The following is a 22,973-nucleotide window of genomic DNA, read 5'->3' on the forward strand; positions in this document are numbered from 1 at the left end:
GCTGTTCCTTATTTTGTCTTCCCTTTTTTCCGCATGTAAAGTACGTAGATTACAGCGAGAACAGTGCAAAAAATAGTGGCCCCTATAGTAACAGAGTGAAGATATTGTCCTACTAACTCTTTGTTATTTCCAACCCAGTATCCTACTAAAGCTAGAATAGTAACCCACAGCCCAGAACCTAATGCTGTAAAGAAGCAGAAGGGGAGGAGGGGCATTCGAGAAAGTCCTGCGGGGAGAGATATATATTGGCGTATTCCTGGAAGAAGTCTTCCTATTAATGTGCTGATATGTCCGTGATGAGCAAAAAATTGATCAGCTTTATCAAGTGTATCTTTGCTGATAAAAAAGTATCGTCCGTATTTTTCAAAAAAAGGCCGGCCGAAACGGAGAGAAATCCAGTAGTTGAAAAGAGCGCCTAAAATACTTCCTATAATGCCAGAAAGAACAACAAGCCATAGGTTCATTTCTCCAATCGAAGCGAGGTATCCAGCAGGAGGGACCACGACTTCGCTAGGAAAAGGGAAAAAAGAAGATTCCAAAAACATGAGGCAAATAATACCTGTATAGCCGAGACGTCCAATAGTTTGTACAAGCCACGTTACTATGAAATCCACGATCTTATTCTCCTTTATGACACGATGTCTTATTATGGTTGGTATAGCAATATTCAAGCTGTTTTACTTCTTTTATGTAGAGAAACAGCGTTATTATAGCGGCAAAAATGTCGGAGAGGGGAAAAGCAATCCATATTCCTTGAAGGCCTCTTAACAAGGGAAGGATGAGGACAAGCGGAACGAGGAGCAGTACTTGTCTAAGCATGGATAACAGAAGAGAAGGGCGGGCTTTGCCTATAGCCTGAAAAAGACCGGACGCCATGACTTGAAAACCTATTAAAGGAAAGCCTAAAGACATAAAACGAGAAGCTTTAATGCCAATGCGGAGAACGTCTGTATGGGATGTAAAAGGCGAAAGAAGCATTCCGGGGGCCCAAAACATAAAGGTTGCTGCGATGGAGCAAATTATAGTGGAGATTAGAATTGTCAACTTCATTGTGGCTGTCACGCGATAAAAAAGACGAGCTCCGTAATTATATCCAACAATGGGAAGAAGTCCTTGAACAAGGCCGAAAATAGGCATAAGGGCAAATTGGGTTATACGGGAAAGAATGCCGGCAGCGGCAATAGCCGCATCGTTCCCCCATAGAGCTAACTGGCGATTAATGACGATAAGAGAAAGGCTGGCTGCTCCTTGGCGAACAAAGGCAGCAAAACCTATTAGAACCATTTCATGAAGAATTGACGGATAGGGTCTGAGGTGGATAAGATTAAAGCGGACTTCACTTTTTCTAAAAAAATAATACCATGCCAACCATAAGGCCGAGGAAGCTTGAGCTATAATTGTCGCTATAGCCGCACCTTTGACTCCCATTTTTAAAGTAAATATAAAAATAGGGTCAAGTACAATGTTAATACCAGCAGATATAAGCATGGTCCCCATGGCAAAACGGGCGTTGCCTTCCGCTCTTACAGTATTATTGCAAGCGATGGAAAAGGCAAAGAAGATAGATCCTAAAAACAATATTCTCATATATGTCGAAGCAAAAGGTAGTATTGCGTCAGTAGCGCCAAAAAGACGAAGAATGGGGATTAAATAAGTGTTCCCAAGGATTGCAAGCAAAGAACTGGAAATTATAGAGGCTCCTATAAGATTTCCAAGAGTTCTTTCTGCTTTTTCTCTGTTCCTCTCTCCGAGACTTCGTGAGATAATAGAGGCGCCTCCCACTCCAATAATTTGAGCTGTGGCTATAATAATCATTTGTATTGGAAAGGCTACAGAAACTCCGGCAATGGCCAGCATCCCTACTCCCTGCCCCAGGAAAATAGCATCTACCACATTGTAAAGTGCTTGAGCTATCATGCCTACTATGGCGGGTAGGGAAAGTCTTGAAATTAATTGGAGAACAGGTTCTTTTTCCAGAAAAGATGATTTATGCGGCATAATGGTTCCTCGTTCATTTTTTTTAAGTATATCAAACTCGTAAGAAAGCGGTTGAGAGAGTGGAGTGATTGAGATATCGTTGTTCGGATTTTCTTGTAGGAGGAGGGATGATAATGTTGAAATCTCTTCCATATTGGAATGTGAATCTCGATATGGATGTGGTCTCTTGGTTGCCTTTAGGCATAGACTATCGTCCCATATCAGTGAACTATATGTACAGTGGCGAACTTGTAACTTTGGCGAACCTTTCTTTGGCTCTACAAAGTGAGTTGTTTTATGTATCGAGCCCACGTCTCGGTTTTGCGGGGCCTTTTCTGCGAGATCGGATGATTATTCCTGGACGGGGGAAAGGGTTATCTTTTGGGTTTACTGCAGTGTTTGGATACTCCGAGCTTATGGAAGATTTAGTAGCTCGTGAAACAGAAAAAAGTCGCGGTATAAGGGCCGGTATGTCTCTCTGTAATTTTTGGAACCGCGCCATGCTTTTAGGGAGTTTTAAATCTATTGTACTGACCAGTGTAACTCCTTTCTTTGATGATGAAGATTTTTTGTCTCATTTTATGAAGGCGATGATGGAAGTAAAAGGGGACCCTAATTTGGGTTTTTTTGCCGAACAGTTTGGGTATCGTCGTTTTTCTATCCCTTATGAGACAGATGATCCTCTAAAATTAGAGATCAGCCGTTTACTCTATGAAATGGAGTTTGATGAAACGAGAGAGGCTGTGGGACCTTCTCCTGAAGTTGCTTTCCCTTTGCCATTGAATTACATAGTTCGTTTAGCCCAAGGAAAATAAGAGGCTGCCGTTACGGCAGCCTCTTATCATTTCTAAAGTTCTTATTTCTTAGGCTCAGCTTCATCCTTGCTGAATCCAACTGTTTCAAGCCACTCTGTTGGGTATCCAGGAGCTTCCTGTTTCCCGTCAGGGGTTGTGACATAGCCGTCAGAATATTTCCCTACCAGTGTCCAGCCGAGCTTCCACCAGCCGTCCACAACGTTGTTTATAGTTTCGTTAGTATACTTGGTGAGATATTCTTTGGCTTTCGCTGGATTCTCCTTATAGAGCGCCAGCGCTTTTTCCTCGATCTGAGGCTGCATCATAAAGAACTCGTCTTCATAGGATTTCTGCGCAGCTTTAATATCTTCTATCATACGATCATATCTCAAGTCGGCCCAGTTAGAAACAAAGTTGAAGGCCCAGTAGGCAGAATCAGGATCAAATTCGGCTCGTTTGCCCTCGGAAACGCTCTTGGGCAGACTTGTCACGCCGGCATAAATAGGCATATAGACTGTGGAGTGAGGTGCATCTTCACCAAACCAGAGTACGCCGCCAACGGCTTCTGGCATCCAGTCTCGTGCCTGTGCTACAAAGCTATAGGAGCAGCGGAAAATGGAGATAGCCCGAGTCCAGTCTACGTTCTTCATGTTTTCAGGACGAACTGATTTGGGCGTAGGATAACGATTGGGATTCCCAAAGGGCCCTGCAGCCATCCCCTTCGTGAGATCAAAGCGAGTGCCTTCATAATGGTCTCGGTTCACGGCCATGAGGTCTCTCGGAGAGAGCTTTTTGTCGGGTTTAACCATAAGAGGATACATCTCAGCTGCATTTTCTGCCAGTTTGAGGGATGGAGCAAGGAGTCTCATAACGCCCCATTCGCGGCGCTGCTGATAATAAGGGGTCCCGTAGGGTTCAGGATTATATATCTTATGGAAGACGAATTTTTCTCCCTCTTTCCACCAGCCCATCTCTTTGGCAAAGTCTTTAATGTTCTTGGAGTACATAAAGTTATCTTTGTCGTCCCATTTGATTTCTCCGATGCGAGAGCGGTTCGCTGCCATGGCGAAGCAGTCATCTGGAACACGCTGAGCGACCCATACGGCGCCAGGTTTGCCACTTTCAGGAGTCCAGAGAGGACCAGGGCCACAAATATCGAACATCCAAGCTTCGTCTTTATCTGCAATGGTCAGCGTTTCACCACCATCACCATATCCGTATTTCTCTGCGAGCTCGCCCATAACCTGGATGGCTTCACGGGCGGTTTTAGCTCTCTGAAGAGCGAAAACTTCTAGCTGTTCAATCATGAACCAGCCTTTATCACAATAGTTTTCGTCTCGGCCACTCCATGTATCCTCGCCTATAATGAGAGAATGTTCGTTCATAAAAGGATACCCTACATGGAAATAGGTATACGTCTCTTTAGCCTGAGGAATTTCCCCAACCTTTACAAGAGGCTTATCGGGGCGAGTCCCGTGACAAATTTCTTTATAGACAGGGGTCATTTCCCCTTCTTTATGGGTACCACCAGGAATAATCTGAACCCGGTTATCGTACCAGCCATCACACGTATGGGTGACCATAACGGAACCGTCAGTAGAAGCTTTTTTCCCCACCAGAATGGTTGTACAGGCAGAAGCCATTGTCCCAGCGAGGAAAACAACGAGAGAAGCGAGAGTTAGTGCCTTGAGCATCTTAGAATTCATTTACAAATTCCCTCCTTTTTAGTACACCTTGCAGTCAAAACCAGCTCATTTCCTGACCTACATCCCTAAAATTCTATTCCTCAGCTCTTAGTGTCACCCCCTCCTGTTAATCGTAAAACACCAAATCCTTGGGGGCTTCTTCAGGGTTATGGAAGTATGTCCCCAGCGAATTTTCTATAACTTCCGTATAGCCAGGCACGCCTGTAATCACAACCGACCGATCTGGCGCCGTCATGGAGTAGAATTCAAGCATCTTCAGGAATGTAGACGCATGCCGTCCCACCCTCACGTCAATAGGCCAGCCCTTCTCGTCGATAGGCGCGTAGAGGAGCTTATGCTCTCCAGCCTTCATCACGAACTCATCCCGTCCGGTCATGAGCAGATACTCGTCTGTAATGCCTCGGATCCGGTCCAACATAGGCTCTGCCACTTCCACCAACAGAGACATGGCGTCAGTATGGTCGCCAATCTCTCTGTGAGACAGGCCATGAAGGGCCTTGGGCGAGAACTCCATGCTCAGCGGCACTTTGAAAAGAGAGGACGTCAGGGTCATGGAGGTCATGGCCGCCACAGATTCCCCCTTCTCGTGGGTCACAATGGTGTTCTCCACAGGGTACTCCAGTTCCGCCTCATGAAGATCCACCGCAATATCCACCTTCTCCTGACGGATCAGCTGGGTCATGGCATAGGTAGTCCGCTCAGTAAGAGCTCCGTTGGGACGTCCCGGCCATGTGCGGTTCAGGTTCCGGATATCCATATAGGCCAGCATCTGACGGCTGGGGTAGTGGATATACACCTCGGGGTCCGGCCAGGAGTCCAGCGGGTTGGTGCATCGGTCTCCCATGCGGAACTGTTTCTCTCCCCACGGCGTCTTCACGTAGTAGTATGTGGGATAGGCCTCACCCATGCGAGTGCATGTAGAGGCGCTCCGGCTCGCCCGTATGACGATAATAAGCCGTCCCTGCTCAACCTTCGCGTTCTCAGCGATGAGTGTGGCTGTCAGGTTCGCTGCCGGCTCCTCCGGGTGGGTCCCGCCGATTAAAAATGCCGTACCGCCAGGGACGCCGCTGTCGAAAATATATACGTTGCTATCGTTCACGGTCCCCTTCAGGCTTGGCTCATAATCCGACAGTTTCTTCACCTCGGCGAGAGACGATGAAGGCACCACCGCCTCCTTGTAATTCCTGTGCCCGTAAAACTCCTTCCCTGCCACTATGGCGAAGAAGGCCGCTACGAGGAGGGTCAGGATCTTTGCGTTTTTCAGTTTTCCGTTCATAGCTGTTCCTCCCTCCTACTTCAAATGCAGGACCCTCAGCACGAAGGGCATGAGGATAATGCCGTAAAGCACGGCATCCTGCACATTCTTTGTCTTCACGAAGTTCCGCACGATCACCGCTCCGAAGAAGAGGGTGATGGCGTAATAGAGATACATGATGATTGTGTTTGCGAGAATCATGGTTACCTAGCCTCCAAGAAATGACAGCCGTGTACTGAAGATGAGGAAGAGCGTTCCTAAAAGAGAGATGAAGAGAATGGGAACGATACAGCTCTTCACAAAATCTCCGAAGTACCGGCCCTTATATCCCAGCTCCATGACTGTGGCCCGTCCCACCACTGCCGTTGGCGGCAGACAGTCTCCCAGCGGCCATATAACCGACATGGCTGCCAAGGCGATGATGGGATCCATCCCCCGCATGTTGAAAAGCATGATGAGGGGAACGCCCAGCAACGGAGCGACCGCATACTGCACCAGCCCTTCCGACAGAGGCAGGATGATGAACAGCGTAGCGTAGAGCACTCCCAGGGGCAGCGTAACCACCGCCAGTGAGATGAGCCCGCGGGCACCACTCAGAGCCATGACCTGGATGAGTACGCCAACCACAACCATAATCCCCACCAGAGGCAGCAACGCCTCTACCGTCTGGCTGGCTATCTTCCAGACAGGCAGCGGACGGGGACTCAAAACTACAACTGCCAATGAAGCAAGGACAAAGAGCAGAGGCAACCCGATAACGGGCATGGAGAAGAACCAGATTCGCCCGGCCAGAACCAACGCAAGCAGGAGCAGGAAGGGAGAGAGAACCCTAACCCAGTTCTGTCCTTCCGGTGCCTGAGGCAGCGTTGCCAAAACCTCGTCCACATCAATAGGTTCCCGCCCACCTCGGCCGGCCAACCAGAACATGGAGAAGAGGGCTCCTGCTACAGAGAGAACAAAGAGAGGCTTCCCAAATCCCACGTATGGCATATTGGCTCCTGCTGCCGCCATCATAGCCCACAGGTTGATGGGAGGGGCGGCGGCGCTCATGGCTGAGCAGAGAAAGATAATGGCCGCTCGTTTCGTCTCATCCACTCCCATAGCTGCCAGAACGGATCCCACCAGCGCTCCCACTGTGAGGACCGTAGTGGCTCCCGAGCCGGTGAGGGCGCCGGGAAGAAGAAGCACCAGGGTGAGGAGAAGGAGGCAGACGGTGCGTCTGGCGTGGAAGGTGGCTACGATCTTGCGAACGATGAAGGCGACCCCTCCGCTCTCGCGAAGGAGAGCCATGAAGAAGGTGGCGGTAAGGAAAATAAGACATACATCGAAATAGGTAAAGGCTCCTTCCACTATGTGACGGATGGGAAGGATGGAAACAGGGTTGTGAGGACTCCCCGTCACCTTGAGGAGGATGGCGTGAGCCGCAGCCCCTGCCAACGCCGCAACGAACATGGAGAGCTCGGTGCTCAGCTTCAGAAACTTCGGGATGGCGAAAGCTAACGCTATCACAATAAGAATTAACACTGAGTGTGTAAACATAATAAAAAGATCCTTTCTCTTAACGATAAAGAGAAAACAAGCCTCCAGTCAGACTGGAGGCTTGTTCCTTTTTATTTCGTTAACTCTTTGAGGCTGACGCCAATAGCGAGAGCGTCTTTTGCTTCAATGAGAGGTTTTTTGTTTTCTTCCGCAAGTTTTGTAAAATAGCCGTCCTCGTTACTGCCGATAACAACAAGCATGGCATCGCCTAATGGCATAATAGAGTCGATAGAAGCTTGGTCTGCGCTATCAGTACGGCGAGCCATACCTTCCACATGAGCCGTAATAACGGTCATACCCTCGGCTTTAGCTGCCTCAATAACTTCCTTGCAGCGGGCGATTTCTTTGTTGACATCAGTTCCTGCTGCTCCCATTCCTTTTCCACTTGTTCCAGTGGTGACGATCAGGGTTTTATATCCTTTCCCTTTCAGATCGCTAGCAATAATGGTATTGTTGTTCTCTACTGGTGTAATCTGAGACTGCATGAGAGACATCTTTACCATCACGGCTCCTGGACTCTGTCCACACGTAGTAACAATGACAGGCGTTTCGACAGTGGGCATTTCGGCAGCACTTGCTACGCCTGCAAAGAGAAGAACGGCAGCAAAAAATACCGCTCCAAAAAGTAGGGAACCTTTTCGGTTCTTTGTCATGAGTTTCCCCTCCTTAATCAGTAAACGACTTCTTTCACAAGAATCGCTTTTTCGCCTGTCATGTTAGCTTGAAGGTAAAAAAACGACAAGGTTTTGAATTTTTCGTTCGCAAGTGTATCTTTTTGTTCAAAAAAACGAATAGCATAATGATCCTTATCGTCGCTTTAACAGAGCTTTCTTTTTTGAACAAAAAGAACAAAATGTTATTTCTTTTTGTTGTTGTTGTACTTACTAATAAGATCCCAATTCAGCTGCCACCAGGCTTTTTCTGTTTTTTCCATACACTCGTTCGTAAATTTCGTTATATATTCTTGAGCTTGAGCAGGATCTTTTTGCGCGAGTTCCAATGCTTTTTTATCTATTTCCAAAACCTGTTTGGCAAACCCCTGCTCTAAAGGTTCTCGCACAGCTTTTAAATCTGCTATAGCTTCCTGGTAACGGTGATTTACGAGATCGTCAGCTAGGATAAATGCCCATTGAGTGGAGTCGAGGCTGAAAGTGTTACGATCGAACGTCCTCCAGTTTTTTCTTGTCTCAAGAACGCCCGAATAGATGGGGACGTAACATGTAGTATGGGGATTGTCATACCCGAACCAGAGTACCGTTCTGACAGGAGCAGGATAGCCAGAACGGGCCTGAGAAACGAAGCTGTAGGCGCAATCCCATTTTGCGACAGGTCTATTGTAGGGAATCTTTAAAAGATTTCGGAGGTCCTTCGTTACAAAAGGAGTAGTAAGGGGGCTCTTTGCTATCTTGTCTCCTTCTCTGATGTCCCATGCACTCTCTGCTGCCATATCGAAGGGGGTCCCTTCCATATGGCTTCGAAGCATAGTCATCACATCCTGTACAGAAAGCTTTTTCTGGGGTTTGATAGCAAAGGGATAGCTCATGGTTTCAGCGTAAGGATCCCATTCACGAGTTGGGTCGAGCTGGCTGTAAAGGGTGTAAAGTCGGTTACGGATCCACATGGAGGAAAGAGACCAGTCGTCATTTCCCGTAAGTGGAGAGTAGGCTTCCTGCCAAATAAAGGGTTTCCCACTATTGGGATCATACCAACCGTTATCAATGGCGGGTTGCATATAATCCTTTGAAGCCATGAAATTGTTTTTATCATTCACATCAATTTCCCGAATACGGCTCATATTAGGGACGATTACTACGCAATCATCGGGTACCCTTTGGGCGACCCATACAGCGCCAGGCTTGCCACTATCAGGGGTCCACATAAGACCAGCGCTACGTATTTCGAAAATCCAGGCTTCCGTTGAGTCGGTAATAGTAATGCATTCGCCTTCACTTCCACATGAGGGAAGAAATCCGTATTTCTCGGCCAGCTCTCCAACAACGGTAATGGCCTCTCGAGCTGTTTTTGCTCTTTGAAGGGCAAAAACTTCAAGCTGTTCGATGGTCATTATGGCCCGAGCGTCAGGATGGAATGTTTTGAGCTCTTCTTTTTGCCCAATAGTGGTTTCTCCAATAGCGACACCATGTTCGTTCATAAAGGGATAGCCTACGTGAAAATAAGTATACGTTTTTTCTACCTGAGGAATTTCTCCAATTTTTTTGGGTTCGTAGTCCTCTTCCATAACAATATTCCAAAAGACATCAGCCTTGCTTCCTGCGGGGAAGGTTTTCCCAGGGATTGTCCGGACTCTTGCATCGTAAAAAGCTCCATCTGCTGTGTGAGATGTAATGACAGAGCCATCCGCTGAGGCATCTTTTCCCACAACAATGTTAGTACAGCTCCACGAAGATAAGGCCATGAGTATTGTGAGGGTGATGGGAAGGAATACCAGTATTCCACGGCGCAACTTCTTCATCTCAATCATCTCCTCTTCTCTTTTAGGTCTTTATAGAGATGTTCATAACGCCGACTGTCCATTTTAGCTACAATTTTATTGAGTCTGTACTGCGGAGGAGAGGGGCCAAAAAGCGGCATTTCCGGGGCAGAGAATCTTGTTAAAAACAAAACATAATTTACTGTATTATACACCTATTCTAGGAATGTCGAAAAGATAATTTTTCTATGATATAATGTTTTGTGTTTTTTAATATTATGATCATTTATGAATATGTTCGGTGACTTCTTATGATGGATGCCTGTTTTTGTTTACTCCCTTTCTAGGAGCGAGAAGAACAGGTATAATATTTTTATGTCATGATGCCCAGAGGAGGATTACGCTCTTAATGGAGAATAATAAAGGGAAACGAGCTCAAAGAGAAGTAACAAGAGAAGAACTTTCGAACTATATGTGTAAGGTTCGAGAGCTTATTCAAGAAGGCCAAAACAAAGGTTTTGTGACACAAAAAGACATAGAGAAATATATCCCCATCGACTTCTGGAATGCAGAGGTATTGGAGAATGTAGTGTCTAATCTTATGGAGTTGGGGATAGAGGTCATTGATGAGGAAGGGAAAGAGCGAGGTAGAGCAGAAGCGGAGGAAGAGGCTCTTCAGCCTGCTGAAGCTGAGATCGGCAAACTTGACGATATTCCTCTCACTGATCCTGTTCGCATGTATTTGCGAGAGATAGGAAAGGTCCCTCTCCTAGAACCAGAAGAAGAGGTGGATTTGGCGAAGAGAGTAGAGGCTGGGGAGGAAGATGCAAAAAGGCAGATTATAGATGCGAACCTTCGTCTTGTCGTGAGCATCGCTAAAAAATATATTGGGCGCGGGATGCTTTTTCTTGATCTTATTCAAGAAGGCAATTTGGGGCTTATTCGTGCCGTAGAGAAGTTTGATTATCGAAAAGGTTTTAAATTTAGTACCTACGCTACATGGTGGATTCGCCAGGCTATTACTCGAGCTATAGCTGATCAGGCAAGAACTATTAGGGTTCCTGTCCATATGGTAGAGACTATCAATAAGATGGTGCGAGTGTCTCGACAGCTTGTGCAGAAATTAGGGCGGGAACCGACAGACGAGGAAATTGCAGCAGAGATGGAGATAGAACCAACAAAGGTCGAAGAGATTAGAAGAATTGCTCAACTCCCAGTCTCTCTTGAAACTCCAATAGGAGAAGAAGAGGATAGCCAGTTAGGAGATTTTATTGAAGATAGAGACTTGCCTAGTCCAGAAGAAGCGGCGGCGAGCCATTTGCTTCATGAACAAATTGATGAGATGTTAGAAGCTCTTTCTGACCGTGAAAGAGAAGTGCTTCAATATCGTTTCGGTTTAGAAGATGGCCGTTCCTATACGTTAGAAGAGGTTGGCAAGCGGTTTGGAGTAACCCGAGAGCGGATCCGTCAAATTGAGGCAAAGGCCTTGAGAAAACTACGCCATCCTAGCCGTAGCAAAAAGCTCAGGGACTTTCTCGACTAATTGAGAATTTCAGTTGCTGAGGCGCGCTTTAAGGGCGCGCTTTTTTTATAATATTTAAGACGTCGAGATAGTTTTTTTAATATAAAAATCTGAAGGAGGAGTGCATAAAATTGGCGGGAAAAATCTTTGAAGCTATTATGATTATTTGTTTTGGTATGGCGTGGCCAGCTGCTATTTATAAGTCTTGGGCGTCACGAAGTACGGGAGGTAAGAGTCTCTCTTTTTTATGCATCATTTTGATCGGGTACGTTGCAGGAATATTACATGTTATTTTAGATAGCGAAGGTTTTAGCTGGATTCTGGTTTTGTACATTTTAAATACTCTTATGGTGTCTATCGATACGTGTCTTTATTTTAGAAACAGGCGGATTGAGCGAAAACTTAAGTAGATAGAATAGTTTTTTGCGAGGTGTTTAATGAAAGCCAGAGCGGAGAGCCAACCTCAAAAAGGTGTAATACTTCTAGTAGGAAAAGACGACGGTACAAGCCAAGAGATAGAGCTCGTTTTTAAAAAAAATGCCTGCCCGTTTTTAGCAGTAACAGGACTTCATGTTGCTCTCCAGACGGCACGGGACGTTCATCCTTTTTTATCGATCGTAAATCTTTCTCTTGTTACCGATGCTGAGAGTGTAATGCTTGTTCGACGTTTGGAGGAGTTTTCTGTGGCTGGGGTAGCTTTTTTAGTCGATGTTTTTGAAGAGAGGTCTTACAATTTTGCGCGGGAAGTACAAAGCGCATCTTTTCTTTTCCCCCCAAGCGACGAAGATAAAGGACGTATACTTGTAAATGGACTTATTTCTTCTATGAACAGGTTTTCTGATGGATGTTGCAGGCATGAGTTCGACACGTCTCCTAAAGTAGTTCCTATAGCCGTTTGGACTCAAGATTTTTCTGATCAAAGAAAATTTTTACAAGAAATATTCTCCTCTCAAGTTCAAGAAGATATACAGTCTTTTCTTTTAAAAAATCCACACGTGCTTCGTTCTTGTGTGGCTCTGGGGAAAATTATTGATGCTGATCGTCACACCCTTGATTTTTTTGGAGTCTCTTCTTTAAAGGAGCTGCAAGGTCTTTTTCAATCCCCCTTCTCGTATGAAGAGGAACTCTTCCTTGCGGACCAATATGAAGCGTTATTGAAAGGGAAAAGATATTTTGAAAGAGATCTTGTTTTAACGTCCTCAGACGGATCCCCTTCAAATTCTTTTTTAATAAAATGGTCTCTCCCTTGTGGATCTTCCGATTACTCTGCTGTTCATGTGGTGGCTTTAGACATTTCTTCTATTCGTCGAAGTTTTTTCCAATTGGAGCTAGAGAAGAAAAAATTTGAAAAAATTTTTCAAGATTCTCCTGCAGGGATTGTTATAGCAGATCCCTTTTTCCGGACCTTGGAAGTAAATGATGCATTTTTGCATATGTTTGGTTTTGAATCCCGGGAAGAAGCCTTATCTTATCCTATGAGAGAAAGCATCGTGCCGCCTCGTTTCCATGCCCAAGCAGTTTCTATCGGTCGCATGGTCTTAGAAGGGAAGAAGGTTTTTCTTGAGACCCAACGATGTAAGAGAAATGGGGAGACAATAGATGTCTTTTTAAACTGCTCTCCTCTCACGATGCCAGGTGGGGTTGCGGCGATCTGTTATCTTTATACAGATATTTCTGAAAAGAAGCGAGAAGAGAAACTTCTTCGGAGGAAGCTCAAAGTGGAACAAATGATCTCAGAAGTTTCTGCAGATATTTTAAATTATCCCTCTTTAGAAAAAGCACTAGCGAACTCTCTTCATAAAATGGCCTCTTATATGGAGGTCGATCGTATAACCTATTTATTGAAAAAAGATGGCCAAATGGAATATTTAGCAGAGTGGTGTGCTCGTTCCGTCCCTTCTCTTCGCCCCAGACTTGAAAGGGAAGAGAGTTTTTCTTTGATGGATGTAGATCCCTGGTTTAGAGGTCAAATAGAAAAAAGAGATGTAGTTTATATTAAAGATAGAGAACATCTTCCCGTGGAAGCAGAAAAGACAAAGCGGATTCTTGAAGAGTATGAGATTTGTTCTCTAGTAACGATTCCATATCGATTTCGCGGAGAAATTGTAGGTAGTATCAGTTTTGAGCGCCTTAATTCCAACTTTTCTTGGACTAAAAGTGAACTTGCCCTATTTGATTTATTTTCAGAGATGCTTTCCAGTTTAAAATCTAGAGATGCGGCCTATGAACTTCTTCGAGAGGATAGGGAGAAATATAGAAGACTATTTATGCAGATACAGGAACCTTTTTCTCTATTTGATGTTCTTCTCGACTCTAATGGCAAGCTACATGATCTGCGTTTTATAGAACATAATGAACAGGCATATATATTTCTTGAGAAGTATGGTTATGGTGATGTTATTGGGCGGACGGTGAAAGAGCTTTTTCCTAAAATAGACAGCTCTTTTGAGGAGATAGCAAGATATGTTGTGACAAGTGGGGAACCACGGACTTTTGTTTTTTATAGCCATGTTTTTGCCGTTCCTCTGACGGTGAGCTGCTTTGTGCCTCAAAGAGGACGCCTTGCTCTTCTTTTTATTTATGACCATAAAATAGAGAAAAGAGAAACACGGGATTAAAAATAGAGGAACGGACCCTCTGATTTTTCTTGCGATTATAGTGAAATAAGCAGCAGGGGGAATCCCCTTGCTGCTTATTCAGCTTTTTTAAACCATTTTTTGAACAATAAGTCACGTTTCTTTATTATTATTTCGTCAAGAAAAGCTTTCATTTGGGGAGCGATGTCTTTGGGCATCATAACGCCAAAATGTTCTCTAGCAAGTAATCCCCCTACCTGTGTTAAAGTTGGCATTTCTGCAGAATATTGTAAAAAGACGGGAGTTTCCAAAATACAGGCATCAATAGCTCCTTTTTTGAGCTTGTTAATGATTTCTCCCCATGTTTCTAAGGGAAAAATTTTATTTTGTGGAAATTCTTTCTTCCCCACTATCTCACCAGTTTTCCCTTTTAGAACGCCAAGAGAACATCCCCTCAAGTGAGAATGGGCTGTATATTTTTTTTCTGCGAGACTTGCTGCTACCTGACCGCTAGCGACATACCATGTTGAGAAGGTTACGTGATGTGCTCTTTCTGGCAGTTTCGTAATAGGGGAAATAATAATGTCACATGAAGGCCAACCTTTTCCTTCCCATATTCCTGTCATTGTTCCTTCTTCGCCTTTTCCCCATTCCAGGGGAACAACTTGAAGGCTAACACCAAGAGCCGAGGCAACAGCCTGAGCTAAATCTACGTCAAGTCCTTCCACGCGGGTTCCCTTCCAAAAGTGAAAAAGTCCCCAATCAGAATGGTCGATGCCTATTGATATGTATCCCTTCTCTTTGACTGTGCGGATATGAAGGCTTGAAGAGCTTTCAAGAGCTGAAAGAGCTTTTTTCTGAAGCGTCGTTGCCATAGATTCCAGATTTGTTACTCGATCGGTACTTGCGGCTACAGTATTGGTTTGTTCTTGAATAGAGGCATTAATATTGGAAAGCTTATTAGATTGGCTAAGAACAAGGTCTGTAATTTCGCCAGTAGCTTTTGATACTTTTTCTATAACTGTGGCTTGTTCCAGTACGATACTGCTGGTTTCTGAAAGTTTTTCTAGAACTCCAGTGACAGCGTTTAGCATCGTATCCAACCCCTCTCTGCTTCGAAGGGATTGGTCTTGAGCCTGAGTTACGGCCTGTTCTGCCATGTTGATTCTTGTATAGCCCTTTTCTGCTGTGTTCTGGATGGCCTGTGCAAGGGAGCCTATTTGCGACGCTGCCTGGGCTGACTGCACTGCGAGTTTGCGAACTTCTTCTGCTACTACGGCGAATCCTCGCCCTGCTTCTCCAGCTCGGGCTGCTTCTATAGCGGCATTAAGGGAGAGCAGATTCGTCTGGTCAGCTACTCCAGAAATAGCTTTTACGATTTGTCCTATATTTTGGCTTACAGAAAGCATCTGTTTAATAGCTTCTGCTACAGAGGCTGTGGATTCTACCACTGCTCCAATTGCCTTCTCTGAGTCGGCAGTTAAAGTTCGATTTTCATGGGCCTGGTGACGAATCATTTCTCCTTGATTCGCCATATCGCTGATAAGAGTAGCTGTTTCTTTTGCAGAATCGGCCATTTCCTTGAGCTGTTGATCTGATTCTTTTGCCAAGTTCCCAAGATTTTGTGCACTTTGAGCTACAGCATTGACATTTTCAGAGATGGCGTTCATGGACGAAACATTATCAGCCATAAGTATTTTCATATCTTCTGTGACTACATCGAGGCTAGATATTTCATCCCTAGCTCTGACGAGAAAATCTTTTAAATTTTTTTGAGGATTTAGAGCGGATTGAGAGGAAGAGCGAAGGGCGGGTAGTTTTTCGTTGGTGTTTTGTGCCCCCAATACTCGTGAGAATAATAGATGGAAACGAGTGGTCATACTTGTTCCCCCCATGTTAAAATTGAATACACAAAAATTATATCATATTTAACATTAAAAAAGGAGAACCCTTGAGGATCCTCCTTAATAATTCCCACATATATTTTTGTTGCGTTGATACCGTTGCTTTACTTTACTGGGAAATAGCGTTTACTGGGCAGACGGAAACGCAGCTTCCACACTCAATGCAGGTATCGGGATCAACTTCAGCTTTGCCGTCGTTCATGGAGATAGCTTCTACAGGGCATGTCCCTACACATGTTTCACATCCGACACATGCGTCTTTATCTACAACTGCTTTTGCCATTATGTATTACCCCCTCCGTCAAGATATAAGCTTCACTTAGCGGATTATATAATACTTTAGTACCAGAGGCAACTTAAAGCCCTCTAAGACCAGAAAATGGCAGGCGGATACTCTGGCTTGGGGTCTCGAGTTAAAAGGTTTTCAAGTTCTTCTCGAGGAGAAGTTCCTTGATAGAGTAGTCGATAAACAGATTCAGCTATCGGTAGCTCAACACAATATTTTTGAGCTAGACGTACAACTGCTTGGACAGTAAAGGCTCCTTCCGCCACCTGACCTAAAATGGCTTTTGCTTCGTCGAGATTTTTCCCTTCGCCTAAAAGTTTTCCAAGTCTGAAGTTTCTCGAATGGAAACTGTAGCATGTTACGACTAAATCTCCAACGCCTGCAAGCCCGGCCAAAGTTAATGGGTGGGCTCCCATTTTTGCTCCCAGCCTCATTATTTCCGCCAAACCTCGACTGACCAGTGCTGCTGTAGCGTTATCTCCAAGTTCCATTGCCTTCGCAATTCCAGATGCAATTGCAATAACATTTTTTACTGCTCCACCTATCTCTACTCCTGCCACATCATTGCCAGTATAGACGCGAAATCTATTCCCATTAAAAAAAGACTGCCATTTTTCAGCTGTGTCCGGGAGAGAGGATGCTACTATCGTAGCGGTGGGAAGGTTTTTTATTACTTCCTCTGCGTGGCTCGGGCCAGAAATAACGGCATACTGAGCATTTGGCATTATTTCTGATGAAATTTGGCTAATACGCATAAGCGTTTCGATTTCAAGTCCTTTTGCTGCATTGCAAAGCGAAAGAGGCGAATCGAAAATATGAAGATCCTTCAAAAGGCCTCGTATCGTTTGAGTTGGGACGGCGAGAATCCAGTCTTGAGAAAATTCTGCCGCTTCCCGAAGATTCCATGTGGCATGGATATTATGGGAAAGAGGCGCGTCTTTCAGATAATCAGGGTTGCGCCCATTTATGTTAATAGCTTGGGCCTGAGCCTGCCTACGACACCAAAGGCAAACGTGGTGCCCGTTTTTTGCCAACACATTAGCTAGAGCAGTTCCCCAGCTACCAGCACCAAAAAGGGTAAGCGTTGCCACGTACCATTCCTCCTTCTGTAATTTATAAAACAAAACTTTATATCTACTCACAAACTTTTTTCATATTAATGTTACAATACAAAAAGAATATATCACCTTGGAGGTGCTTGGTTGCAGGATTGGTGGGGTGGCGTGCTGCTTCTTGTCTTTTCGACGGCCGGACTCCTTTTAGGGAAGGGGACTATCTACGGAGCGAGTATGTTCCCTATAACCCTCATTATCCTCTTCCCAACGGTCTCTATATTAGCATCAAGACGTGCCGGAGCGATTCTTTTGCTTCTAGCTTCGCTCTTCCTTCCTGCGTATGTATATCTATCTGGACTTCCTATAGCAACAGCCATTCCATTATATGTCATGATCGGGGCAATGTACGGAATTTCTAAATTTCTATGGCGACGTACTTCTCGAGAGATGACAGTTTTTCTTGAATGTATACATCAAGTTGGCGCAGCTTCTGGTATAGAAGAAGCCTGTCTGCCCGCCTTGGATCTTATACATCGCCTTCTGTCTGATAGTAGCCCTTCTATTGCTCTTTTTGACGAGGAAAAATGTGTTTTTCAATTGTATTGTAAAGAGGAGGAGTATTGTGGAGAGGGGGTAGATCCGGATGGAACGCTCCCTTTAGGCGATAATGTGTGCTCAAAAGTGTATGAGACAGGGGATCCTATAGTAATAGATGACGTGAAACGTCACCCCCTTTATGTGGAAGGAGTGCCTGGCGCTCGGTCGGAGCTGGTTGTTCCTATTATATGGCGAGGACAAAAATATGGAGTTATTAATGTAGAGTCGAAAAAACCGGGGTGTTTTTCTAATGCGGATCTTCGAAGCCTCCGCTTTTTTGCGGCTATTTTAGGAGAAGTTTTTTCTCATTTAAAAGTAGAGAGTAAGCTTGAAAGAAATATTTGTGAATTAGAAAGAGCGAATACGGCTTTTTCTTCCACTAAAAAAGCCCTGTCTTGTGCTTTAGAAGTTACCAGAGAACAAAAAGAAAATTTAGAAGCCCTTCTTAAAAGGCTTCGCGATCTCTTCGATATAGTAAAAGCCATGTCTCTTTGCCCTTCTTTGGATTCTCTTTTCCCTCTAATCGCCCAACTTCTTTCTCAAAGGTTAGGGTATAAGAATGTTTATGTTTTTTCTCGACGCTCTTTTGGCGGTGAGATCACTCTTCAGTCGTCAGTAGGTAGTTTACCTGAGGAGCTTAAAGATCTTAAAAGCCTGGGGAGAGGGGTTCTTCGAAAAGTTTTGGAAACTGGGGAATCGTACCTTATGACTGACGTTTTAAAAGATCCCAACTACTTGAATCTCGACAATGAAGTGCGTTCCGAATTGATTGTTCCTGTGATGTCGAATAATGGTTTATGGGGTGCTATTGCTGTAGATGACGATCATATTGGGGGCATAACTCGACAAGATGAAGAGTTGCTTGGGGTCGTGACGTCGCATTTAGCGCTGGAGCTTGAAAATAAGGAATCTTTTGCCAGGCTTAGCAGAGAACTGAACAGGTTGAGAGCTCTTTTGGATATAGTGCAATTTGTATCTGGAGAAAAATTTGATGTAACTCGAGTGGCTAATCAGGTTGTAAAAATGTTTTCTTCAGTTTTTTGTTATGAAAAAATAACGTTTTTTTTGGTGGAGGAAGGGGACGAAGGCAAGCCATTCTTTCTCAAGGCTTTGGCGTCTAATTTTGTGGAAACTGAAGCGCTATCGTCTTTTTCTCAAAAACTTTATGAAAGTGGAGGTGGACAGGTTTCCAAGGCTGTAGAAAGTCAACGGATTATTAATACTCCGAACCTTAAACAGTCACCTTTTTATGTCAACCTTTCTACGCGTATTACTACATCTCAGCTTGATATACCTATCTCTTTTGCAGGTAAGGTCTATGCGGTTATTTCTATGGAGAGCAATATTCCTTTCGATAGAAGTGATGAAGATTTCTTCCTGATCCTCTCCAAACATTTAGGAGCTCTTCTAGCCTTGCAGTCTATAATAGAAGAAACGAAGAGGAAAGCTCTTGTGGATGATTTAACAGAGCTCTGGAATCGACGGTACCTGACAATTCGTTTGGCTGAGGAACAGTCTCGTTATGATAGGAATGGAGAGCCTGCTTGCGTTGTAATGATCGATATGAGAGATTTTAAACAAGTGAATGATAGGTACGGCCATTTTGTAGGAGATCGAGTTTTGAAGGCTTTTTCTGCTTTCATATCTCATGCAGTGAGAGCTGAAGACATTGTCGGTCGTTTAGGTGGAGATGAGTTCTTGATAGTTTTACCGGGAACAACTAAAAATCAGGCCCTTCTTCTTATAAAACGACTCAAGCAGGAAACGGTATCTTTTAGCGTGCCAGGTATAGAATGTCCTATTTGGGCTGATTTTGGCGTCGCGTCAGTGCCGGAGGATACCTTGTCTTTTCACGAAGCCTTGAGAATTGCTGACCAGAGAATGTATGAAGAGAAAATAAGGCGAAAAGACATAGATTGAAATGTTTTTTCGAAAGGAAGATATGAGAGATTATGACTACTGGCCATCTATCAACAGCGCTTAAGAGTATTCAAGAAAAAGTGAGTGAAACTCTTATTGAGAGTTTAGATTATATTGCTACATTACGAGAAGAGGAGCTGGAACATCTCCATGATACTCGAGAAAGACGAGCACAAGTACAGCGAGATATTGAAGATGTAATTGTTGCTTCTCAAAAGGCAGAAGAAGAGTATAGACGATCGAGATTAGAGTTAATGGAGGCATCTAGGTCAGGAGATCAACAGAGAGAGCAAATAGCCTACGATCGAGCAGCCCATCTTATGAAAATACGAGGAGCTTTTGAAGAAAGAGAAAAGTTTTTATGTCGCCTTCGGGACGATCTTGACAGAGCGGAACGACGGGCAGAGCGTTTTCTGAAGCGCAGCGAACAAATGTCAGGGCGGTTTAGAATGGCATTGGAATTTATTTCTTCGAATATAGATGAAGCGATAGGTGCCGGAGAGGTTTTTGATATTAAAGGTATGAAACTTGCCTGCCAGCTAGCAGAGAGAGAGAGTCGAGCTTTGGCTCGAGATCTTCATGATGGTCCAATCCAATTATTCTCAAGTGCGGTATTACAGCTGGAAGCAGCACAGGAATATTTGAATGGGGGGGATGCTCCTCGTGCCGTAAACGAACTTCTAAAGACGCGAGAGCAGATCCAAAAGGCTTTAGGAGATGTGCGATCTCTTCTCTTCCAGATTAATCCTTCTGGTTTGGTGGAAGGTCTAAATAAGGCTTTGGATCGCCTTTCTAAAGATGTGTGGAAAGCTGGGGGGCCAGAAGTTCGAATCCGAATCGAGGGCGATCAGCAGAATATCCCTCTTTCTTTCCGTCGGCCTCTCTTTAAGATTATTCATCAAGCTGTGGCAAACGCATTTCTTCATGGTAAAGCCAGAGAAGTTTCTGTGCGGCTTGATATATTAAAAGATGTAATGAGAGCCCGAGTTTCCGATGATGGAGTTGGCTTTGATGTGCGAAAAGAGCGAGTACGCGCTCAAGAGAGAGGTTCATATGGCCTTATCAGTATGGAAGAACGAGCAATGATGATTGGCGGAAATCTTCGCATTGAAAGTGAACCTGGCAAGGGGACTAACATTTATCTCAGCATTCCTCTTGTTGGCCATGGGGAAGAATAAAATAAAAGAGGCCGATTTGAAGTAAAAATCGGCCTCTTTTATTTTTATTAACTTGCTTTTTTAGCAGCTTTTTTCCTCTCCTGCTGATCGAGAAGAGCTTTTCTCATCCTAATAGATTTAGGAGTAACTTCTACCAGTTCATCGTCAGCAATCCACTCCATAGCTTTTTCCAAAGTCATCTTTCTTGGAACATCTAGCTTTATGGTCATATCCTTTGTTGCAGAACGATGGTTGGTGGCTTGTTTCCGCTTCGTTGGGTTGCATGGAAGATCACCAGGGCGGGAATTCTCTCCCACAATCATCCCGTCATAAACAGAATCGCCTGGATCGATAAATAATGTCCCTCGTTCCTGGAGATTTTCGAGCTGATAACTTGTAGCTTCTCCAGTATCTAAGCTCACCATGCTCCCACGGTTTCGAGGGGAAATTTCCCCAACCCATGGGCCATACCCTGAAATTGATGCGTTCATAATTCCCAATCCGCGAGTATCTGTCAAGAACTCGCCTCGATAGCCTATAAGCCCTCGAGTAGGGATTTCGAATATGAGACGAATTAATCCACTTTTTGTGTTCTCCATGGAAAGAAGCTTTGCCTTTCTTCGAGAAAGTTTCTCAAATATGACACCCTGGTATTCTTCGGGAACGTCAATAGTAAGTTCCTCCATGGGCTCAAGGAGCTGTCCTTCCTCTTCTTTAGTAATGACTTCTGGTTTGGAGACACAGAATTCCATTCCCTCTCGGCGCATTTCCTCAATCAAAATAGAAAGCTGAAGTTCTCCCCTTCCAGAGACTTTTACCCCATCTGGCCGACCTAAATCTTCCATGCGGAGGGATACATTCACATGCATCTCTCGCTCCAGCCGAGCCTTTAACTGCCGTAAGGTGATAGGCTGTCCTTCCTTCCCAGAAAAAGGACCTGTGTTGACAAGGAAAAACATAGATACTGTAGGTTCCTCAATAGAAAGAGGAGAAAGAGTTTTTCCCTCTATCTCGGGAGAACAGAATGTATCTCCTATATTTATTTCTTCTGGTCCTGAAATCCACACAATGTCCCCAGCCGCCACCTCTTCTACTTCTCGGCGATCGAGGCCATGGGTAACCCACATTTGAACTGAACGAGTTTTTTCTTCAGAATAGACTTCCCAACCATCTTTTTTCTGTCTGTTATTCTTCCAGCGAGTGGAGTATCGTAAAAAATCTTCCCCCTTGTGAAGACTCCCCTGAAGGACCCTTCCGCATCCAATTCTTCCGGTGTATTCGTTCCACGCTAATGTAGAGACCTGCATAAGAAACGGAGCTTCTCGATTTACAACTGGAGCAGGTACATATGCAACTATGGTTTGAAAGAGAGCGTCCATCCCTTCGTGGGGATCCTTTTCCAAATCTTTTACGGCCCATCCGTCTAAGCCAGAGCCGTAAAGGACAGGAAAATCAGCCTGTTCTTCTGTTGCACCAAGCTCAATAAAAAGATCAAAAGTTTGATCCAGTGCTTCTGCTGGATTTGCGTTGGGACGATCTACTTTATTGATGAAGACTATGGGACGAAGTCCCATAGCAAGAGCGCGCATCAAAACGTATCGGGTTTGGGGCATAGGACCTTCGTTGGCATCTACAAGCAACAAAACTGAGTCTACAGTAGAAAGAATACGCTCCACTTCACCAGAAAAGTCAGCGTGCCCGGGAGTATCTATAATGTTGATCAGATAACCTTGCCATTCTACTGTGCAATGTTTGGCTCGTATTGTGATACCCCGCTCACGTTCTATTTCATTATTGTCCATAACACGATCTTCTACCTTTGCTCCCTTTCGGAAGACCTGGGCAGCCCTAAAAATAGAATCGATCAGAGTCGTTTTCCCATGATCGATATGGGCTATAATTGCAATATTTCGAATTTTATCTGCTGACACCATTCATAACAACTCCCTAATAGATGCAAAATACCAAACCCTATATGACAACGAAACAAACGAATATAATATGCCAAATTCAAAAAAGTAGCAAGGGCATTACTGAAAAGTTGCCATTAAACGACAATAACAACAACGCGTTGCTTATAGACAGTAATACATTATGTCTCATTAAAAGATAGCGAGATAAAAACAAGGATAGGGAAGTACTTCATCGCTTCGTTTTCTTTTCGCAGAAGGCCTCGAATGTTTTTGTTAAAATTATTCTAAGTTTAAACGTTCTCTCCCATTAAATATCTGAGTACCACAGCTTACTTTAACAG

At 44.4% G+C, this 22,973-nt stretch carries 18 protein-coding genes; 6 read left to right on the forward strand and 12 right to left on the reverse strand.

Annotated features, from left to right (window positions below; translation table 11 throughout):
- Window positions 1–8 precede the first annotated feature (8 nt).
- Both K360_RS0102285 and K360_RS0102290 read right to left on the reverse strand, forming a co-directional pair.
- Window positions 9–617 (reverse strand): DedA family protein, encoded by a 609-nt coding sequence (locus K360_RS0102285; protein WP_024821569.1) that lies wholly within the window; start codon window positions 615–617, stop codon window positions 9–11.
- A 1-nt stretch (window position 618) separates the two neighbouring features.
- Window positions 619–1,998, reverse strand: coding sequence for an MATE family efflux transporter (locus K360_RS0102290; RefSeq protein ID WP_024821570.1), 1,380 nt, complete (start codon window positions 1,996–1,998; stop codon window positions 619–621).
- A gap of 113 nt (window positions 1,999–2,111) precedes the next feature.
- Between K360_RS0102290 and K360_RS0102295 the strand changes: the two genes are divergently transcribed.
- On the forward strand, window positions 2,112–2,792 hold the full coding sequence (locus K360_RS0102295; protein ID WP_024821571.1) for a hypothetical protein: 681 nt from the start codon (window positions 2,112–2,114) through the stop codon (window positions 2,790–2,792).
- Window positions 2,793–2,833: 41 nt separating this feature from the next.
- Here K360_RS0102295 and K360_RS0102300 read toward each other — a convergent pair whose 3' ends face one another.
- From K360_RS0102300 to K360_RS0102325, 6 genes are all read right to left on the reverse strand, one after another.
- Entirely contained in the window at window positions 2,834–4,477 is a 1,644-nt protein-coding gene (locus K360_RS0102300) for a dipeptidase (RefSeq protein ID WP_024821572.1), read from the reverse strand.
- Between the two features lie 106 nt (window positions 4,478–4,583).
- Window positions 4,584–5,753 carry a succinylglutamate desuccinylase gene (locus tag K360_RS0102305; RefSeq protein WP_024821573.1) on the reverse strand — a complete coding sequence of 390 codons (1,170 nt, stop codon included), beginning with the start codon at window positions 5,751–5,753 and terminating at the stop codon, window positions 4,584–4,586.
- A 15-nt stretch (window positions 5,754–5,768) separates the two neighbouring features.
- Window positions 5,769–5,933, reverse strand: coding sequence for a hypothetical protein (locus tag K360_RS11400; protein ID WP_024821574.1), 165 nt, complete (start codon window positions 5,931–5,933; stop codon window positions 5,769–5,771).
- 6 nt (window positions 5,934–5,939) lie between these two features.
- Entirely contained in the window at window positions 5,940–7,271 is a 1,332-nt protein-coding gene (locus K360_RS0102315; RefSeq protein ID WP_024821575.1) for a hypothetical protein, read from the reverse strand.
- 71 nt (window positions 7,272–7,342) lie between these two features.
- Complete coding sequence (locus K360_RS0102320; RefSeq protein WP_024821576.1) at window positions 7,343–7,924, reverse strand: DUF6305 family protein; 582 nt, start codon at window positions 7,922–7,924, stop codon at window positions 7,343–7,345.
- Window positions 7,925–8,127: 203 nt separating this feature from the next.
- Window positions 8,128–9,744 carry a dipeptidase gene (locus K360_RS0102325; RefSeq protein ID WP_024821577.1) on the reverse strand — a complete coding sequence of 539 codons (1,617 nt, stop codon included), beginning with the start codon at window positions 9,742–9,744 and terminating at the stop codon, window positions 8,128–8,130.
- Window positions 9,745–10,111: 367 nt separating this feature from the next.
- On the opposite strand from K360_RS0102325, the gene rpoD reads away from it, so the two are divergent.
- From rpoD to K360_RS0102340, 3 genes are all read left to right on the forward strand, one after another.
- The gene (gene rpoD, locus K360_RS0102330; RefSeq protein WP_024821578.1) at window positions 10,112–11,245 is read left to right on the forward strand and encodes an RNA polymerase sigma factor RpoD; all 1,134 of its coding nucleotides are present in this window, start codon (window positions 10,112–10,114) and stop codon (window positions 11,243–11,245) included.
- Between the two features lie 110 nt (window positions 11,246–11,355).
- Window positions 11,356–11,634, forward strand: a complete 279-nt coding sequence (locus K360_RS0102335) for a PQ-loop domain-containing transporter (protein ID WP_024821579.1) — start codon at window positions 11,356–11,358, stop codon at window positions 11,632–11,634.
- A gap of 27 nt (window positions 11,635–11,661) precedes the next feature.
- A complete protein-coding gene (locus K360_RS0102340) occupies window positions 11,662–13,842 on the forward strand; it encodes a PAS domain S-box protein (RefSeq protein WP_024821580.1) in 2,181 nt (726 codons plus the stop codon).
- A 74-nt stretch (window positions 13,843–13,916) separates the two neighbouring features.
- On the opposite strand, the gene K360_RS10935 is transcribed toward K360_RS0102340, so the two are convergent.
- The 3 genes from K360_RS10935 to K360_RS0102355 form a co-directional block, all read right to left on the reverse strand.
- Window positions 13,917–15,680: a methyl-accepting chemotaxis protein gene (locus tag K360_RS10935; protein WP_024821581.1), complete on the reverse strand. Its 1,764-nt coding sequence runs from the start codon at window positions 15,678–15,680 to the stop codon at window positions 13,917–13,919.
- A gap of 133 nt (window positions 15,681–15,813) precedes the next feature.
- A complete protein-coding gene (locus K360_RS0102350) occupies window positions 15,814–15,987 on the reverse strand; it encodes a DUF362 domain-containing protein (protein WP_024821582.1) in 174 nt (57 codons plus the stop codon).
- Window positions 15,988–16,070: 83 nt separating this feature from the next.
- Window positions 16,071–17,081, reverse strand: coding sequence for an NAD(P)H-dependent glycerol-3-phosphate dehydrogenase (locus tag K360_RS0102355; protein WP_024821583.1), 1,011 nt, complete (start codon window positions 17,079–17,081; stop codon window positions 16,071–16,073).
- 111 nt (window positions 17,082–17,192) lie between these two features.
- Between K360_RS0102355 and K360_RS0102360 the strand changes: the two genes are divergently transcribed.
- Complete coding sequence (locus K360_RS0102360; protein WP_024821584.1) at window positions 17,193–19,562, forward strand: diguanylate cyclase; 2,370 nt, start codon at window positions 17,193–17,195, stop codon at window positions 19,560–19,562.
- 32 nt (window positions 19,563–19,594) lie between these two features.
- On the forward strand, window positions 19,595–20,740 hold the full coding sequence (locus tag K360_RS0102365) for a sensor histidine kinase (protein ID WP_024821585.1): 1,146 nt from the start codon (window positions 19,595–19,597) through the stop codon (window positions 20,738–20,740).
- Between the two features lie 47 nt (window positions 20,741–20,787).
- On the opposite strand, the gene typA is transcribed toward K360_RS0102365, so the two are convergent.
- Window positions 20,788–22,653 carry a translational GTPase TypA gene (gene typA, locus K360_RS0102370; protein ID WP_024821586.1) on the reverse strand — a complete coding sequence of 622 codons (1,866 nt, stop codon included), beginning with the start codon at window positions 22,651–22,653 and terminating at the stop codon, window positions 20,788–20,790.
- Between the last annotated feature and the right edge of the window lie 320 nt (window positions 22,654–22,973).

The organism is Aminobacterium mobile DSM 12262 (assembly GCF_000526395.1).
Lineage (GTDB): Bacteria > Synergistota > Synergistia > Synergistales > Aminobacteriaceae > Aminobacterium > Aminobacterium mobile.

What these genes read in the sequence shown, in the direction of transcription:
- K360_RS0102350 (WP_024821582.1), bottom strand. Translation starts at nt 15,987, where the DNA reads ATGGCAAAAGCAGTTGTAGATAAAGACGCATGTGTCGGATGTGAAACA.
- K360_RS0102300 (WP_024821572.1), bottom strand. Translation starts at nt 4,477, where the DNA reads ATGAATTCTAAGATGCTCAAGGCACTAACTCTCGCTTCTCTCGTTGTT.
- K360_RS11400 (WP_024821574.1), bottom strand. Translation starts at nt 5,933, where the DNA reads ATGATTCTCGCAAACACAATCATCATGTATCTCTATTACGCCATCACC.
- K360_RS0102340 (WP_024821580.1), top strand. Translation starts at nt 11,662, where the DNA reads ATGAAAGCCAGAGCGGAGAGCCAACCTCAAAAAGGTGTAATACTTCTA.
- rpoD (WP_024821578.1), top strand. Translation starts at nt 10,112, where the DNA reads ATGGAGAATAATAAAGGGAAACGAGCTCAAAGAGAAGTAACAAGAGAA.
- K360_RS0102320 (WP_024821576.1), bottom strand. Translation starts at nt 7,924, where the DNA reads ATGACAAAGAACCGAAAAGGTTCCCTACTTTTTGGAGCGGTATTTTTT.
- K360_RS0102290 (WP_024821570.1), bottom strand. Translation starts at nt 1,998, where the DNA reads ATGCCGCATAAATCATCTTTTCTGGAAAAAGAACCTGTTCTCCAATTA.
- K360_RS0102315 (WP_024821575.1), bottom strand. Translation starts at nt 7,271, where the DNA reads ATGTTTACACACTCAGTGTTAATTCTTATTGTGATAGCGTTAGCTTTC.
- K360_RS0102365 (WP_024821585.1), top strand. Translation starts at nt 19,595, where the DNA reads ATGACTACTGGCCATCTATCAACAGCGCTTAAGAGTATTCAAGAAAAA.
- K360_RS0102305 (WP_024821573.1), bottom strand. Translation starts at nt 5,753, where the DNA reads ATGAACGGAAAACTGAAAAACGCAAAGATCCTGACCCTCCTCGTAGCG.
- typA (WP_024821586.1), bottom strand. Translation starts at nt 22,653, where the DNA reads ATGGTGTCAGCAGATAAAATTCGAAATATTGCAATTATAGCCCATATC.
- K360_RS0102295 (WP_024821571.1), top strand. Translation starts at nt 2,112, where the DNA reads ATGTTGAAATCTCTTCCATATTGGAATGTGAATCTCGATATGGATGTG.
- K360_RS0102325 (WP_024821577.1), bottom strand. Translation starts at nt 9,744, where the DNA reads ATGAAGAAGTTGCGCCGTGGAATACTGGTATTCCTTCCCATCACCCTC.
- K360_RS10935 (WP_024821581.1), bottom strand. Translation starts at nt 15,680, where the DNA reads ATGACCACTCGTTTCCATCTATTATTCTCACGAGTATTGGGGGCACAA.